The following is a 14,548-nucleotide window of genomic DNA, read 5'->3' on the forward strand; positions in this document are numbered from 1 at the left end:
GTCCTGGCTGGTGGATGCGTCGGTCCCATGTTGCAGGGTACTCCCCCGCAATCTAGCCGCCACCGGTCAGCAACCTGGTCAACGGATTGGCCGGATCGGCCAGCAACTTCACCGTCAACGCCAGCGCCATGACCACCAGCAGCGGCCGGATCACCTTGCCGCCCACCCGCAGCGCCAGGTGCGCGCCGACCTGGCCGCCAGCGATGCTCGCCACCGCCATCAGCAGGCCGACCATCCACAGCACCTGGCCGCCGATCACCAGCGTGACCAGCGCGGCGACGTTGCTGGCGAGGTTGAGGAACTTGGTGTGCGCGGTCGCCGACACCAGCCCCATGCCGAACAGCGCGACCAGCACCGTGGTCAGGAACGAGCCGGTGCCGGGACCGAAGAAGCCGTCGTAGAAGCCGATCGCGATGACGATGCCAACCAGCGCACCGGTGCCGAGCCGACTGTGGCGGTCCTCTTCGGACGCCTTCGGGGCGACGGTGAAATAGATCACCATCAGGATCAGCAGCACCGGGATCAGCCCGGCGAGGAACGCCGGGTCGATCCGCTGCAGCACCCAGGCGCCGACCGCGGAGCCGAGGAACGCACCGATCGCCGGCTTGAGGAAGCGCCGGAAATCGATCCGCCCCTTGCGCGCGAACGCGACCACCGCGCTGGCAGTGCCGAAGCTGCTCTGCAGCTTGTTGGTGGCGATCGCGTGGACCGGCGGCACGCCCGCCGCCATCAGCGCCGGGATCGTCAGCAGCCCGCCGCCGCCGGCGATCGCGTCGATCACCCCCGCCACGAACGCCACCGCCATCAGCAGGGCGATGACTTCGATGCCAAGTTCCATGGGGCCTGCACGGGTGGTCGACGGGCCCGCATTATCGACCAGCGCGGATGAACGTGCCGGCTGTGCCGCCGCCCGGGCGTGGTGCCCGGGCACGGCAGGTCAGCGCAGCGCCAGCGCTTCGACCGCGTCGGAACGCGCGGGCCGCGGCCGCGCAGTCATCCCGAACAGCGGCCGCAGCCAGCCGACGCGCGCGATCACCGCGGTGATTAGCACGCAGCCCAGCGCGGTCGCCGCGACCAGCAGCGGCGGCTCCAGCCACGGCCCCAGCGACAGCGACGCCAGCCACACCCCGGCAACGACGGTGACGGTCTGGTGCAGCACGTACCACGGGTAGACCGATGCGGTCGCCCAAGGCAGCCAGCGGAACGGACGGTTGAGCAGGTGGTGGCCCCAGCCGAGCACCAGCAGCAGCCAGGTCCAGGCATTGAGGCGCTGGGCCACGTCGTACAGCGCGCGCTCGACGCTCGGCTCCGGCACGGTGGTGAAGCGCAGCCACTGGAACACGGCGAACGTGCACAGCGCCACGCCCAGCAGCCACCAGCGCCGCTTGCGCAGCTCGGCCCACAGCCCGGTGTCGGCAGCGATCCAGTAGCCGTAGAGGAACATCGCCCCGTACTGCGCGTGCATGTGCCAGTCGTGCAGCAGGTCGTGGGTGGTCGGGAAGCGTCCCGCCAGCGTCCACGACGCCAGCACCAGCGGCGCGACCGGCAGCAGCCACAGCCGCCAGCCGCGCAGACCGCGGAACCAGCCGGCGACCGCCATCCCCACGCGACTGCGCAGCAGCGGCAACAGCGCCGCCAGCAGCAGCGAGTACGCCAGCAGGTACGGCAGGTACCACAGGTGGTTCCAGGTCACGCCCACGTGCGAACCGTCGAACGCCCCCGCCGGCCACGGCTGGAACGTGAAGTAGGCGGCGAGGAACGACAGGTAGCCGCCGTCAAACGCCCCGTTGGCCTGCGCCTGCAGCCAGGCCTGCGGCGGCACCACCACCGCCATGCCGAACAGCAGCGGCACAAGCAGCCGCTTCGTCCGCGACCACGCGAACCCCGCCGCGGTGACCCGGCGCAAAAGGAAGTGCACCGCCACGCCGGAGATCAGGAACAGCAGCGACATCCGCCACTGGTTGACCAGGATCATCGGCCACTTGAGCCACTCGAAGGCGTGGCCGGATTTGACGTGCCAGCCCCAGTCCGGCACGTAGAACATGCCGACGTGGTAGAGGATCAGCACGGCGAAGGCGAGCACCCGCAGGGCGTCGATATCGTGGCGGCGGCCGCCGTCGGCGGTGCGGTCGGGGGCGGGAATCATCGGCTCGGGGTTCCACGGGAAGGGACTGCAGCCTCGTCCCGGCGCGCATCGCCCGCCAGCGGAAAGTGCCGCCCCGCGGGCCTGCGGGGACAAGCGGCGGGAGCCGGGGACGAATCGGGACGCCCGCGCTAGACTCGCCCGCTGGCCACGCGCCAACCCCCAGCCCAGCCGAGGACCGCCGTGCAGCCGCAGACCTACCTCCGCCACCGACGCGCCTTCGAGGTCGGCCTGTGGGTGCTGGCGGCCGCGGTCAACTGCGCCGGCAACGCGATCACGGTCAACATCGACATGGCCAACAGCGGCCTCGACGTCGCCCGCTGGGAGCCGTGGGTGTGGGAGGCGACCAGCGCGCTCCTCTGGCTGGCGCTGATCCCGCTGCTGCTGTGGTTCACCGGGCGTTTCCCGCTGGAAGGCGGCCACTTCCGCCGCAGCTTGCCGGCCCACCTGCTGTTCACCATTCCGGTGTCGCTGCTGCACGTGCTGGGCATGGTCGCCCTGCGCAAGCTGGCCTACGCCGGCATGGGCGCGGAGTACGACTTCGGCGGCTGGGCCGGGCGGCTGTGGTACGAGTACCTCAAGGACGTGCGCAGCTACGTCCTGTTCATCGCGCTGATCCACCTGTACCGCTTCGTGCTGCGCCGCTGGCAGGGCGAGGCCGGGTTCATCGCCGAGGGCGTCGAGGACGTGCCGCCGGAGCCGGTGACCGACCGCTTCCTGGTCAAGAAGCTCGGCCGCGAGTTCCTTGTGCGGGTCGACCAGATCGACTGGATCGAGGCGTCCGGCAACTACGTCAACCTGCGCGTCGGCGAGCGCGTGTACCCGTTGCGCGAGACCATGGCCGGCATCCAGCAGAAGCTCGAAGGCCACGGCTTCGCCCGCGTGCACCGCAGCGCGATCGTCAACCTCGACCGCGTGCGCGAGATCGAGCCGTTCGACACCGGCGACGCCCGCGCGCACTTGCTGAGCGGCGGCACGGTCGCGGTGAGCCGTCGCTACCGGCAGGCGCTGAAGGATCGACTGGCCTGACTGTCTCCCACATACCGGAAGCCCGATGACCGAGACCGCCATCCTCACCCCCGACCCGTCCGACGCCACCTTCGCGGCGTTGTGGCCGGGCGTGCTCGAACGCCTCCGGCATGCGCTGGCCGCCGTTGGCGTCACCGCGGCGCCGACGCCGTGGACCGACCATGTCGACGATGCCGGCGGACTGGAGCGGTTCCCGCTGGTGCTGCCGTTGATCGTTTGGGGCTACCACTACGTACCCGAGCGCTGGCTGCAGGCCTGCCGGACGTGGCAGGCGGCCGGCATCGCGCTGGCCAACCCCGCCGACGTGCTCGCGTGGAATGCGGACAAGCGTTACCTGGACCGGTTCGCGCAACGCGGCATCGCGGTGCCGCCGACCGTGTGGACGCAGCGGGTGACGGCCGAGCGGATCGAGACCGCGTTCGCCAGCACCGGCGCGGAGCAGCTGATCGTCAAGCCGACCGTCTCCGGCGGCGGCTGGAAGACCCGACGCCTGCGCCGCGGCGATGCACTCGACGACGTAACGCACGACATCCCGGCCGGCGACGCGATGATCCAGCCCTACCTGCCGACCATCGAGACCGAAGGCGAAACCTCGCTGCTGTTCTTCGGCGGCCACTTCAGCCACGCGGTCAACAAGCGGCCGGTCGCCGGCGAGTTCCGCATCCAGGTGCAGTACGGCGGGATCTACACGCCGGTGCCGACGCCGCCCGCCGGTGCGCTGGCACTGGCCGAGCAGACGCTGGCCGCGATCGACGCACCGCTGCTGTACGCCCGCATCGACACCGTGCCCGATGCCGATGGCCGCTGGTTGCTGATGGAAGCCGAATTGATCGAGCCGGATTTCTACCTCGACACCGCGCCGGAGGCGGGCGCGGCGTTCGGCCGTGCGGTCGCCGGACTGATCGCGAGCGGCACTCCATTCGCGTCGCGGTGAAAGGCCTGCCGATCAGCACCGCCAGTTGCGTGTTGCCTACGGGAGGAAGCGATCGAGTTCCGCCGGCTCCGGAGCCCGGCACTGCGCCCGCCGCCCGAACCATCGATAGCGGTTCCGCGCGGTAAACCGGTAACCCCGGTCGCGCCACGCGCGGGGTACCGCAAGCAGCATTTTCGCCAGCACGCGCCAGCCGCCGCCGAGTCCATGCAGGACCCGGCCGATCGCGTCCGTGTCGGTCCAGGCGCCCGCTTCGTCGACCAGCAGGAACGACAGCGGATCGTCCGGATCGAGCCCGTGCCGCGACAGCAGTTCGCGCCCGGATCCCGACTGCATCGCCGCGAAGCGGTACCGCTCCTTGCGGTCATGGCGCAGCAGGAACCGCACCCAGCCGTTGCACAACACGCAGACGCCATCGAAGACGATGACCGCGCCGTCAGAGCGGCTCGACATGCAGCCACCCCCGGTAATGCACCAGCAGACCGACCCACGGCAACGCGGCGCGGACATCGAACGTGTAACGCCCGTCCGATTCCGATTCGCAGGCTACGACCGCGCCGAAAGCACGCGCCGGCAGCGGCACGCCCAGCGCACGCACGCGGTGCACCCGCCAGACCAGCCGGCCGTGTTCGACACAGAGGCGGAAGCCGAACGTCACCAGGCCCAGCCGCTCGCACAGCATGCCGTCGGACGCCCACAGGCGCGAGCGCATCGCGTGACCTGCTATGTGTCGGGTCCAGTATTCCTCCGTCGCGCCCGACTCGATCTCGACGACCACCGGGCCGTGGCCGGCCGGCGGCAGCCGCGTGGCCCAGGCACACAGGCGCGACAACGCGCCGCGTCCACGATCCACCTGTACCTCACCGGCGTACACCGTCGTTCCCGCGCGCATGTGCAAATGCTGCACGCTCGGCGGCAACGCGGCGAAACCGGCACCGAGAAGCTGCCGGGCGTTCACTGGCACATGTTCTCGCATGGATGCCCATCACCATCACCATCCATCTTGGTGTTCGGGCATTGCTGGATGTAGAAACGCGCCTCGGCGCACGAGGCCATCTGCGAGCAGTACTGTTTCCCGGTGCACTGGAACCGGTGTGCCTGCACAGGGGTTGCCTCGCCGGTTGCGGCGGCCATGTGGGCCTGCTGGTTCCCGAGCCGACGCTCGCGATCCTGCACGTGGTACCAGTAGCCGCCTGCGGCCAGCGCAATCAGCACCGCCACACCGAGCCACGACGACCCGGATCGGCTTCGATGCTCCGGGCCGCTGCGCCGCTGCCGGCTGGTCGCGGCTGCACCTGCGTAGTGGATACCGGTTGCTTTGGGCCGTCCCCGCTCCTCGACAAGGGTGTAGGTGACCACCTCTCCAACGACCGGCCGCACGCGTCGATCATCGAACCCGCTGATGTGTGCGAATGCCCGCTCGTCGCTCCCGTTCTGGACGACGAAACCGAAACCACGCGCATCGTTCCATTCGACGATCTTTCCCTGCCGCCTCATGTTTCCCCCTGATCGGAATCGTCCGGTCGACGGCTTGTCCGCAGTCCGACCGCCCTTCCGGATTGTATGCGCGCCAGTCCCGGCAGCCGGCAGCGCGGCTAGCCGCCGAGGTACGGCTCGACCACCTGTGTGATCCACTGCAGGAACGCCTGCACCCGCGGCGCGAGTTGGCGGCGGTGCGGGTAGACCAGCGACACCGGCATCGGCGCGGCGGTGAACTCCGGCAGCACCTCCACCAGTCGCCCGGCGTCGACCAGCGGCTGCGATCCGGGGACCGGCACCTGGATCAGGCCGAGTCCGGCGAGGCATGCGGCGCTGTAGGCCTCGGTGCCGTTGACGATGATCGCCTTGCGCACCGGATGCTGGCGGACCGTATCGCCATCGCAGTACTCCCAGCTGGCGCCGTGCGGACTGAGCCGGGTCGAGTAGTGGACGATGCGGTGACGGGCCAGGTCGGCCAGGCAGGTCGGCACGCCGTGCGCCTGCAGGTAGGCGGGGCTGGCAAGGTTGCGCATCGGCATCATCCCCAGCGGCCGCGCGATCAGTTCGGCGTCGGCGAGCGCACCGATACGCAGCACGCAGTCGAAGCCTTCCTGCACCAGGTCGACGTGGCGGTCGGTGGTGCTGATCGCCAGTTCGAGTTGCGGGTGGCTGGCGAGGAACTCCGGCAGGCGCGGGATGACCAGGTCGCGTGCGAGCACGTTCGGCATGTCGACCCGCAGGCGGCCGCGCAGTCCGCTCGCCGCGGGGCGGAACATCCCCTGCAGTTGCTCGGCGTCGGCGATGAGCTGGCCGCAGCGATCGAGGAACTGTTCCCCGTCCGTGGTCAGCCGCACGTGCCGGGTCGTGCGTTGCAGCAGCCGCGCGCCGACCCGCGCCTCCAGTTGCCGCACCACGGTCGAGACGCGGCTCTTGGCGAGGCCGAGTTGCTCGGCGGCCTGGGTGAAGCTCCCCAGTTCGGCCACGCGGGTGAACACACGCAGGTCATTGAGTTCCATCGCCGGACTGTACTCCCTATGAGAACAGTGATGTCACTTCATGCGTATTTATCCGCAACCAGTGAATTGCGCAAAGTGCCCACGTCGCTTCATTCCCCCGAAACAGGAGACCGAAAATGACCGGATCAATCCAGCGCGTGGCGCTCATCACCGGTGCGAGCCGTGGCCTGGGACGCAGCAGCGCGCTGAAACTCGCCGAAAACGGCGTCGACGTGGTGCTGACCTACAAGGACAACGCCGATGCCGCCCGCACCACGACCACTGAAATAAAGGCGCTCGGCCGGCAGGCGGTCGCGCTTCGGCTCGACATGGCCGACACCGGCAGCTTCGCGGCGTTCGCGGCCCAGTTGAAGAGCACGCTTGCCGGGACCTGGCAGCGCGACCGTTTCGACTACCTCGTCAACAACGCCGGCACCGGTGCGCAGGTGCCGTTTGCCGAGACCACCGAAGCCCAGTTCGACCAGCTGGCCGCCGTCCACCTGAAAGGCACGTTCTTCCTGACCCAGGCGCTGCTGCCGCTGATCGCCGACGGCGGACGGATCGTCAACACGTCCTCGGGCCTGGCCCGCTTCAGCCTCCCGGGCTACGCCGCGTACGCGGCGATGAAGGGTGGCATCGAAGTGCTGACCCGCTACATGGCCAGGGAGCTCGCGCCGCGTGGCATCCGCGTCAACACCATTGCGCCCGGCGCGATCGAGACCGACTTCGGCGGCGGCCTCGTGCGCGACAACGCGCAGGTCAACGCGCATATCGCCGACGCCACCGCGCTGGGCCGGGTCGGCCTGCCCGACGACGTCGGTGGCGCGGTGGCGGCGCTGTTGTCGGACGACAACCAGTGGATCACTGGCCAGCGCATCGAGGTGTCGGGCGGGATGATGCTCTGAGCGGACTCAGGGCACCGGCGGCGTGGACGCGCCTTCACCTGCGGGCGCCGCCTCCGGCGACGCGCCGTCCGTCGCGGCGGGCTCCGGCGGCGATGTTGGCGCCGCCGGTGTCACGGGTGTCTCCGGCGTCACCCGCCAGATCGTGTTCGACAGGTCGTCGGCGACGATCAACGCGCCGCGCGGATCGACGGTCACCCCGACCGGGCGCCCATAAGTCGTGCCGTCGACATTGAAGCCGCTGACGAAGTCGATCGGGTCGCCGGCCGGACGGCCGTTGCGGAACGGCACGAACACGACCTTGTAGCCGACCGGCTCGGCGCGGTTCCAGCTGCCGTGCTCGCCGACGAACGCGCCGTTGGCGAACGCGCCGCCCATCGCCGCCACCGAGAAGTCCAGGCCCAGCGCCGCGACATGCGAGCCCAGCGCGTAGTCCGGCTTGATCGCCGAGGCGACCTTCTCCGGATCCTGCGGCATCACCCGCGGGTCGACGTTCTGGCCCCAGTAGCTGTACGGCCAGCCGTAGAACCCGCCCTCGCGCACCGAGGTCAGGTAGTCGGGCACCAGGTTCGGGCCGAGCTCGTCGCGCTCGTTGACCGCCGCCCACAGCTGGTCGGTGCCGGGCAGGATCGCCAGCGCGGTCGGGTTGCGCAGTCCGGTCGCATACGCCTTGTGCATGCCGGTCGCCGGATCGATCTGCCAGACCACGGCGCGGTCGACCTCGGCGGTCATCCCGCGCTCGGTGATGTTGCTGTTGGAACCGATGCCGACATACAGGAACCGACCGTCCGGGCTGGCGGTCATCGACTTGGTCCAGTGGTGGTTGATGTCCGAGGGCAGGTCGGCGACCTTGACCGGTGCGCCACTCGCCTGGGTCTGCCCCTCGCGGTAGTCGAACCGCACCAACGCGTCCTGGTTGGCGACGTACAGCGCGTTGCCGACCAGCGCCAACCCGTACGGCGCGTTGAGGTTCTCGGCGAACACCGATTGCAGTTCGTAGGTGCCGTCGCCATCGGCGTCGCGCAGCAGGCTCAGGCGGTTGCCGCCCTTGACCGACGTGTTGCCCGCCGCCTTGATCGGCCCGGCGATGATGTCCTTGGGCTTGAGCTTGGCTGCACTGCCACCGCGGCCTTCGGCCACGAGGATGTCGCCGTTGGGCAGCACCAGGGTCTGTCGCGGGATCTTCAGGTCGGTGGCGATCGCGGTTATACGATAACCATCGGGCACCACCGGCCGGCGTTCGCCCCACTCGCCCGGGCTGGCGATGACCATGCTCGGCAGCAAGCCGCGCGAGGGTTCCGGCAGGGTCGGGTTGGCGCCGTATTCCGGTGCCGGCGGAGTGCCACCGCAACTGGCCAGCAGCACTGTCGCGGTGGCGGCGGCGAAGACGTGCACGCGGTTCATGACACACCTCCGGCGCGATACCCCGAGAACCCCTGCCAGGTCGCCACGATTGCCAGTGCGGTGACGATCAACGACAGCACCAGCGCCTCGGGGAAGATCGCCCATGCGTCCTGGCCGTGGACCAGCGCGTTGATGAAGCCGAGCACGAAGGTGGCCAGCAGCAGCAGGAAGTGCAGCAGCCCCGGCCGGCCGCCGCGGAACAGCCCGAAGATCGAGCACACCAGCGCGATCCCGCACAGCACCATTGCCCCGGTTATCAGCCACGACGCGAAGTTGCTCCACTGGATGTGCTGGCTCGATCGGTATGCCCAGTCGCACAGCAGGCCACCGAAGAACAGCGGCACCATCCCGGCCAGCAGGAACGCGTGGAACGGATGGAGCGGTCGGACCACGCGGAAGCGGGTCCGGTCGTAGGTCGCAGCCATGCCTTTTCTCCTGAGGGGGGCCTGAACGGGACCAGCCCACCACAGAGGAAGTGCACGCGAGGCGAAGACCCGGCCGGTCGCCGGGCCCCGACCCTCAAGGATTGGCCGTCACCGACGCCACCCATTCGTCCACCACCTGCTCCAGTACCAGCAACGGCAGCGCGCCGTTGCCGAGCACCACGTCATGGAAGGCGCGGATGTCGAAGCGCTCGCCAAGTCGCGCCTTCGCGTCTTCGCGCAGCTCCAGCATCTTCAGGTGGCCGATCTTGTACGAGCACGCCTGGCCGGGTTGCACCAGGTAGCGGTTGATCTCGGTGCGCACGTCGTCCGGGTTCATGCCGGTCTTCTCCACCATGTAGGCCGCGGCCTGCTCCGGGGTCCAGCGCTTGCGGTGCAGGCCGGTGTCGACCACCAGCCGTACCGAACGGAACATCTCCGCCTGCAGGCGGCCGAGGTCGCCCAGCGGGTCGTCTTCGTACAGTCCCATCTCGGCGACCAGTTGCTCCGCGTACAACGCCCAGCCTTCGGTGAACGCGCTCGGGTTGAGGCTGCGGCGCAGCAGCGGCAAGTCGGTCAGGGTCTGGCCGAGGGCGATCTGGAAGTGATGGCCCGGCGAGCCTTCGTGGTACGCCAGGGTCGGCAGGCTCCAGCGCGTGTTGGAGCCCATGTCGCGGAGGTTGATGAAAAACGTGCCCGGCCGCGAGCCGTCCATCGCCGGCGGGTAGTAGTAACCGCCGGGCGCGGTAGCCTGTGCGTGCGCCGGTACCGGGAGGACCTGCAACGGCTGCTCCGGCACCAGGCCGAAGTAGTCGGGGATGTGCGGCTGCAGGCGCTCGATGGCGGCTTCGATATCGGCGATCACTTCCGCCCGGCCGGCATCGGAATCCTCGTAGGCGAAGCGTGGATCCTTCGCCAGCGCCACCACCCGTTCGCCCACCGGGCCCTCGGTCAGGCCCTGGGCGTCGAGCAGCGCATCCATGCGCGCTTCGATGCGCGCCACCTCGTCGAGCCCGATCCGGTGGATCTCATCGGCGTCGAACGTGGTGCTGGTGTTCCAGCGCAACGCGGCATCGTAGAACGCCTTGCCGTCGGGCAGTGCCCACACGCCGTGGTTGCCGGGGTGGCCGGCGAGCGTTTCGTCGATGCGCGCGAGCAGCCGCGCGTAGGCCGGGTTGGTGTGGATGCGGACAGCATTCTCGGCCTCGGCCAGAAGCGCGGCGCGCCGTTCGGCGTCGATCGCCGGCACCTTGTCCAGTTTCCGCCGCAGGGCATCGACGAACAGGCTCGCGCCGGGCTCGGGTGCCAGCAGCGTTCGGATCTGCGCGGCGGCACCCTCCAGCGCGACCTCCGGCGGCACCACGCCGTGTTCGGCCTGCATGTCGAAGTTGGCTATCACCTGGTCGAGCTTGGTCGCGATCGCCTCCAGCCGCGCGATGTAGTTCTCCGCATCGCCCTCGTCGACCACCCGGTGGTGGCTCTCCATGAACTGCGGGATAGACACCGGGATGCTGAACAGCTGGTCGACCGCATACACGGAAGCACCCGCCGGCAGCCACGCGGGCGACCAGTCGAACGCCATCAGGTCGATCTGGGTCCGGTAGAACCAGGTCGCGAGGTCGTGGCTCCAGCGTTCCTGGCCGACCAGCGCCTGGCGGTCGAACGCGGCGACCGCCTCCAGGCCTTCCTGCATGTCCGCCCGCAGCACCGCGCGGCGCGGCAGCGACACGTCGTTCATGCGGTGCGACAGGTCGCCCACGCCGTCGTCGGACAGGCCGAGCATGGTCCGCAGCTCGGGGTCGCTGTTGATGCTGCGCGCGGTCAGTTCGTCGAACAGCTGGTGGAAGCTGCCCGGCCGGGCGTCGGCCGCCGCTGCCTGCGCGGCGCCACCGTCCTGCGGCACGCGGTCGGCCGCGATCGCCGCGGGAAGGGCGCCGGCGAGGCAGAGCGTCAACAGCAGTTGTTTCATCAGGTGTGTTCCTTGCGACGACCGACGGGAATGACGGCGGCTACGGGGATGGGGCTGGATGCCCGCTCAGGCATTTTTCCGGGCGGTTTGACGGGCGAGCCGCGCGGCCCATTTTTTCGACGTGGCCGAAAGCGGAAGCAGCGCCGCGTGGACTTCCCGGCCCAGGTCCGACACCGCGTAACCGCTGTCCTGCCTGACCACCAGGCCGGCGGCGCGCAGCTCCTTGAGCCGCGTGTTCAACACCGCGGGCGAGATGGTCCCACACGCGGCTTCGAGTTGGCCAAAGGTGCACGGGCCTTGTTCGCTCAGCACCCACACCACGCCCATCGCCCATCGCCGGCCGAGCAGGTCGAACAGCGCCATGATCGGGCTGCCGCTCCTCGACCCGCGAACAGGTACGCCCGGAACCGGAACTCTGGCCATCTTTCGGGTTGCTACCGTCGCTATTTTTTCCATAGTACGCTATGTTTTCGATAGCGAACAGGGCAAGCGCATGAACCGACCAACGCTCTACACCGGGACCCGCAACGCCTCCAGCTGGGCGATGCGCGCCTGGCTCGCGCTCAAGGCGTCCGGCTACGACTTCGAGGAGGAAACGGTCGACATCCGCCGACCGCAACGCTTCCGCAACCTGGCGAGGATCGGGAGGTTCTCGCCGCCGGCCGCAGTGCCGGTGCTCGATACCGGCCGCACCGTGATCTACGACTCCAACGCGATCATGGAATTCGCCAACGACGTGTGCGACGGCCGGCTGTTGCCGCACGACATCGAAGCGCGCGCCGCGGCCCGCGCGCTTGTCGCCTGGCAGCACGCCGGGCTGTCGTCGCTGTGCCACCGCATCTCGTTCGAGAGCGCCTTCTATCCGATCAGGCGGCCGCTGACCGCCACGGAGCAGGGCGAGTGCGGCCGACTGTTCCATTGCTACGAGACGGCGCTGCATCGTTACGGCGGCCCGTACCTGTTCGGCGACCCCTCGCTGGCCGACTTCATGCACGCACCGACCGTGGTGCGACTGGCCCGGCACGCGGCCGACACCTCGGCGTGGCCCACGACCGCGGACTGGATGCGTCGGCTGCTCATTCATCCGCTGGTCGCCGAATGGCTGGAGCAGGCCGACCGACTCCCGCATATCTGGTACGACGACTACCTGCCCGTCCCCGGCGATTGCGCGGCGCTGCTCGAACCCCAAGCCACTCCGTGACGCCATCCCGGGGGCGACGCGGCCCCTGTCGTCGTGCCCGAAGCGCGCGGCCGGGGCGGTGGTCAGGCTGGCGAGGACCTGCCGCCAGTCCAGTTCGGCGCGCGCCATCAGCTCGAACTCGCGGCGGGTATCTCAAACGACAAGGCCCGGGGATCACCCGGGCCTTGTATTGCAACGCGTTCGACCCGGTCGATCAGGCCTTCTTCTGGTCCTCGATCCACTGGTCGACCTTGCGCTCCAGCAAGGTCAGCGGCAACGCGCCGCCGCCGAGCACGGTGTCGTGGAAGCCGCGGATGTCGAAGCCGTCACCCAGCTCCTTCTCGGCCTTCGCGCGCAGCTCCTGGATCTTGATCATGCCGATCTTGTAGCTGGTCGCCTGGCCCGGCCAGGTGAGGTAGCGCTGCACCTCGGCCTGGATCGTCGCCAGCGGGATCGAGCTGTTCTCGGAGAAGTACTCGACCGCCTGGTCCTGGGTCCAGCCCTTGGCGTGCATGCCGGTGTCGACCACCAGCCGGATCGCGCGCCACATCTCGGAGGTCAGCCGGCCGTACTCGGAGTACGGGTCGGTGTAGGTGCCCGGCATCTCCTTGGCCAGCGCTTCGGCGTACAGGCCCCAGCCTTCCTGGTAGGCATTGAAGCCGGCCTGCTTGCGGAACTCCGGCACGCCTTCCAGCTCCTGCGCGATCGCGATCTGCATGTGGTGGCCCGGCAGGCCCTCGTGGTACGCGATGACCTCCAGCGTGGTCTTCGGCATCGAGTTCATGTCGGACAGGTGCGCGTAGTAGACGCCCGGCCGCGAGCCGTCCGGCGTGCTCGGGTAGTAGTGCTGCGCGGCGCCGTCGACCTCGCGGAACGGCTCGACGCGCTTGACCACCAGGTCGGCCTTCGGCAGCAGGCCGAAGTAGTTCGGCAACTGCTTCTTGATCGTGTCGATCGCCTTGGTGGCGTCGTCGATGTAGCCCTGGCGGCCGGCATCGGTGTTGGGATATTTGAACTGCGGGTCGGTGTCGACGAACTTGAAGAACGCCTTCAGGTCGCCCTCGAAACCGACCTTCTCTTTCAGTGCTTCCATCTCGCCACGGATGCGCGCGACCTCGTCGAGGCCGATCTGGTGCACCTGGTCCGGGGTCAGGTCGGTGGTGGTCGCCGCACGCAGGCGCTCGGCATAGTAAGCGGCGCCGTCCGGGTGGGTGGTGCCGACTCCCGACGGATTGACGTCGGCGTTCGGCAGGTCGGCCTTGTACCAGGCAATGACGTCGGCGTAGGCCGGCTGCACCGCCTCCACCAGCGCGGCGCGGGCGGAGTCCTTCAACTCCTGCGCCCGGGTGGCGTCGATCTTGCCGGCCTCCACCAGCGCATCGGCCTTGGCCTGCGCGTCGGCCCACAGCGCGCTGTCCTTGCCGTCGGTGAACGGCGCGCCGGTGATGACCTTGCCGGCCTGCTCGATCACGCCCTCATGGGCGAAGCGCGGCGGCCGGATGCCGAGTTCGGCGGAGTGCTTCACCTGGTCCATCAACTGCCCGAACGCGCGCGGCACCTCGCGCAGGCGCGACACGTAGGCGGTGTAGTCGGACTCCTCCTCGACCTTGTGGAAGCTGATCAGGAAGGTCGGCAGCTGCGACTGCATGCCGCCCATCTGCTCGAACGGATAGCCGTGGTCGGCGAACCTGTCGGCCGCCTGCGCCGCCTGCGCCTGGTACTCGAACAGGTCCCACGACAGCTTGGTGGCATCGCCGAGCGCGTCGTAGTCGAACGTGGACTTCATCTCCTCCAGCGCCGCGACCTTCCAGGCCAGCCGCTTCTGCTCCGCCTCGCGCGACATGTCGTCGAGCTCGGAGTAGCGGTCCTTGCGACCGAGGAAGGTCATCTGGACCGGACTGAACTGCAGTTGCTCTTCGTACTTCTTCTCGAACCACGCATTGATGCGCGCGTCCTCGCTGGTGGCGCCCGCCTGCGCGGCGGTGGCATCAGGCGCGGCGGCGGACGAGTTGGTCGGTGCGGGGTTCGAGCATGCGGCCAGCAAGGCCAGCGACAGGGCGGATACGACGAGGGTGCGGCGCATGGAGGCTCCGG

General features: G+C 69.2%; 15 protein-coding genes. 4 read left to right on the forward strand and 11 right to left on the reverse strand.

Annotated features, from left to right (window positions below; translation table 11 throughout):
* Window positions 1-52: 52 nt before the first annotated feature.
* On the reverse strand, window positions 53-838 hold the full coding sequence (locus tag ACT9AS_RS04495; RefSeq protein ID WP_445098905.1) for a TSUP family transporter: 786 nt from the start codon (window positions 836-838) through the stop codon (window positions 53-55).
* Window positions 839-937: 99 nt separating this feature from the next.
* A complete protein-coding gene (locus ACT9AS_RS04500; RefSeq protein WP_445098906.1) occupies window positions 938-2,146 on the reverse strand; it encodes an acyltransferase family protein in 1,209 nt (402 codons plus the stop codon).
* Between the two features lie 180 nt (window positions 2,147-2,326).
* Between ACT9AS_RS04500 and ACT9AS_RS04505 the strand changes: the two genes are divergently transcribed.
* Both ACT9AS_RS04505 and ACT9AS_RS04510 read left to right on the forward strand, forming a co-directional pair.
* On the forward strand, window positions 2,327-3,172 hold the full coding sequence (locus ACT9AS_RS04505) for a LytTR family transcriptional regulator DNA-binding domain-containing protein (protein ID WP_445098907.1): 846 nt from the start codon (window positions 2,327-2,329) through the stop codon (window positions 3,170-3,172).
* A 25-nt stretch (window positions 3,173-3,197) separates the two neighbouring features.
* Window positions 3,198-4,106, forward strand: coding sequence for an ATP-grasp domain-containing protein (locus ACT9AS_RS04510; RefSeq protein ID WP_445098908.1), 909 nt, complete (start codon window positions 3,198-3,200; stop codon window positions 4,104-4,106).
* A 36-nt stretch (window positions 4,107-4,142) separates the two neighbouring features.
* On the opposite strand, the gene ACT9AS_RS04515 is transcribed toward ACT9AS_RS04510, so the two are convergent.
* The 4 genes from ACT9AS_RS04515 to ACT9AS_RS04530 form a co-directional block, all read right to left on the reverse strand.
* Window positions 4,143-4,556, reverse strand: a complete 414-nt coding sequence (locus ACT9AS_RS04515) for a DCC1-like thiol-disulfide oxidoreductase family protein (RefSeq protein WP_445098909.1) — start codon at window positions 4,554-4,556, stop codon at window positions 4,143-4,145.
* Complete coding sequence (locus tag ACT9AS_RS04520) at window positions 4,540-5,061, reverse strand: DUF4166 domain-containing protein (RefSeq protein ID WP_445098910.1); 522 nt, start codon at window positions 5,059-5,061, stop codon at window positions 4,540-4,542. Before ACT9AS_RS04520 ends, ACT9AS_RS04515 begins: the two co-directional genes overlap by 17 nt.
* A complete protein-coding gene (locus tag ACT9AS_RS04525; RefSeq protein WP_445098911.1) occupies window positions 5,058-5,600 on the reverse strand; it encodes an excalibur calcium-binding domain-containing protein in 543 nt (180 codons plus the stop codon). The genes ACT9AS_RS04520 and ACT9AS_RS04525 overlap by 4 nt, the downstream gene beginning before the upstream one ends.
* Window positions 5,601-5,698: 98 nt before the next feature.
* Complete coding sequence (locus ACT9AS_RS04530) at window positions 5,699-6,598, reverse strand: LysR substrate-binding domain-containing protein (protein WP_445098912.1); 900 nt, start codon at window positions 6,596-6,598, stop codon at window positions 5,699-5,701.
* Window positions 6,599-6,714: 116 nt separating this feature from the next.
* Between ACT9AS_RS04530 and ACT9AS_RS04535 the strand changes: the two genes are divergently transcribed.
* Window positions 6,715-7,482 carry an SDR family oxidoreductase gene (locus ACT9AS_RS04535; RefSeq protein ID WP_445098913.1) on the forward strand — a complete coding sequence of 256 codons (768 nt, stop codon included), beginning with the start codon at window positions 6,715-6,717 and terminating at the stop codon, window positions 7,480-7,482.
* A 6-nt stretch (window positions 7,483-7,488) separates the two neighbouring features.
* Here ACT9AS_RS04535 and ACT9AS_RS04540 read toward each other — a convergent pair whose 3' ends face one another.
* From ACT9AS_RS04540 to ACT9AS_RS04555, 4 genes are all read right to left on the reverse strand, one after another.
* A complete protein-coding gene (locus ACT9AS_RS04540) occupies window positions 7,489-8,883 on the reverse strand; it encodes a PQQ-dependent sugar dehydrogenase (protein WP_445098914.1) in 1,395 nt (464 codons plus the stop codon).
* Window positions 8,880-9,308 (reverse strand): DUF2231 domain-containing protein, encoded by a 429-nt coding sequence (locus ACT9AS_RS04545; RefSeq protein ID WP_445098915.1) that lies wholly within the window; start codon window positions 9,306-9,308, stop codon window positions 8,880-8,882. The genes ACT9AS_RS04540 and ACT9AS_RS04545 overlap by 4 nt, the downstream gene beginning before the upstream one ends.
* Before the next feature lie 94 nt (window positions 9,309-9,402).
* Window positions 9,403-11,274 (reverse strand): DUF885 family protein, encoded by a 1,872-nt coding sequence (locus ACT9AS_RS04550; RefSeq protein WP_445098916.1) that lies wholly within the window; start codon window positions 11,272-11,274, stop codon window positions 9,403-9,405.
* Between the two features lie 66 nt (window positions 11,275-11,340).
* Window positions 11,341-11,637: a winged helix-turn-helix transcriptional regulator gene (locus ACT9AS_RS04555; protein ID WP_445098917.1), complete on the reverse strand. Its 297-nt coding sequence runs from the start codon at window positions 11,635-11,637 to the stop codon at window positions 11,341-11,343.
* Between the two features lie 130 nt (window positions 11,638-11,767).
* Here ACT9AS_RS04555 and ACT9AS_RS04560 point away from each other — a divergent pair, with 130 nt between their 5' ends.
* Window positions 11,768-12,475, forward strand: coding sequence for a glutathione S-transferase N-terminal domain-containing protein (locus ACT9AS_RS04560; RefSeq protein WP_445098918.1), 708 nt, complete (start codon window positions 11,768-11,770; stop codon window positions 12,473-12,475).
* A 193-nt stretch (window positions 12,476-12,668) separates the two neighbouring features.
* Here the strand turns inward: ACT9AS_RS04560 and ACT9AS_RS04565 are convergent, their stop codons facing one another.
* A complete protein-coding gene (locus ACT9AS_RS04565; protein ID WP_445098919.1) occupies window positions 12,669-14,537 on the reverse strand; it encodes a DUF885 family protein in 1,869 nt (622 codons plus the stop codon).
* Window positions 14,538-14,548: the final 11 nt, after the last annotated feature.

The sequence above is a fragment of the Lysobacter sp. F60174L2 genome (assembly GCF_052547135.1).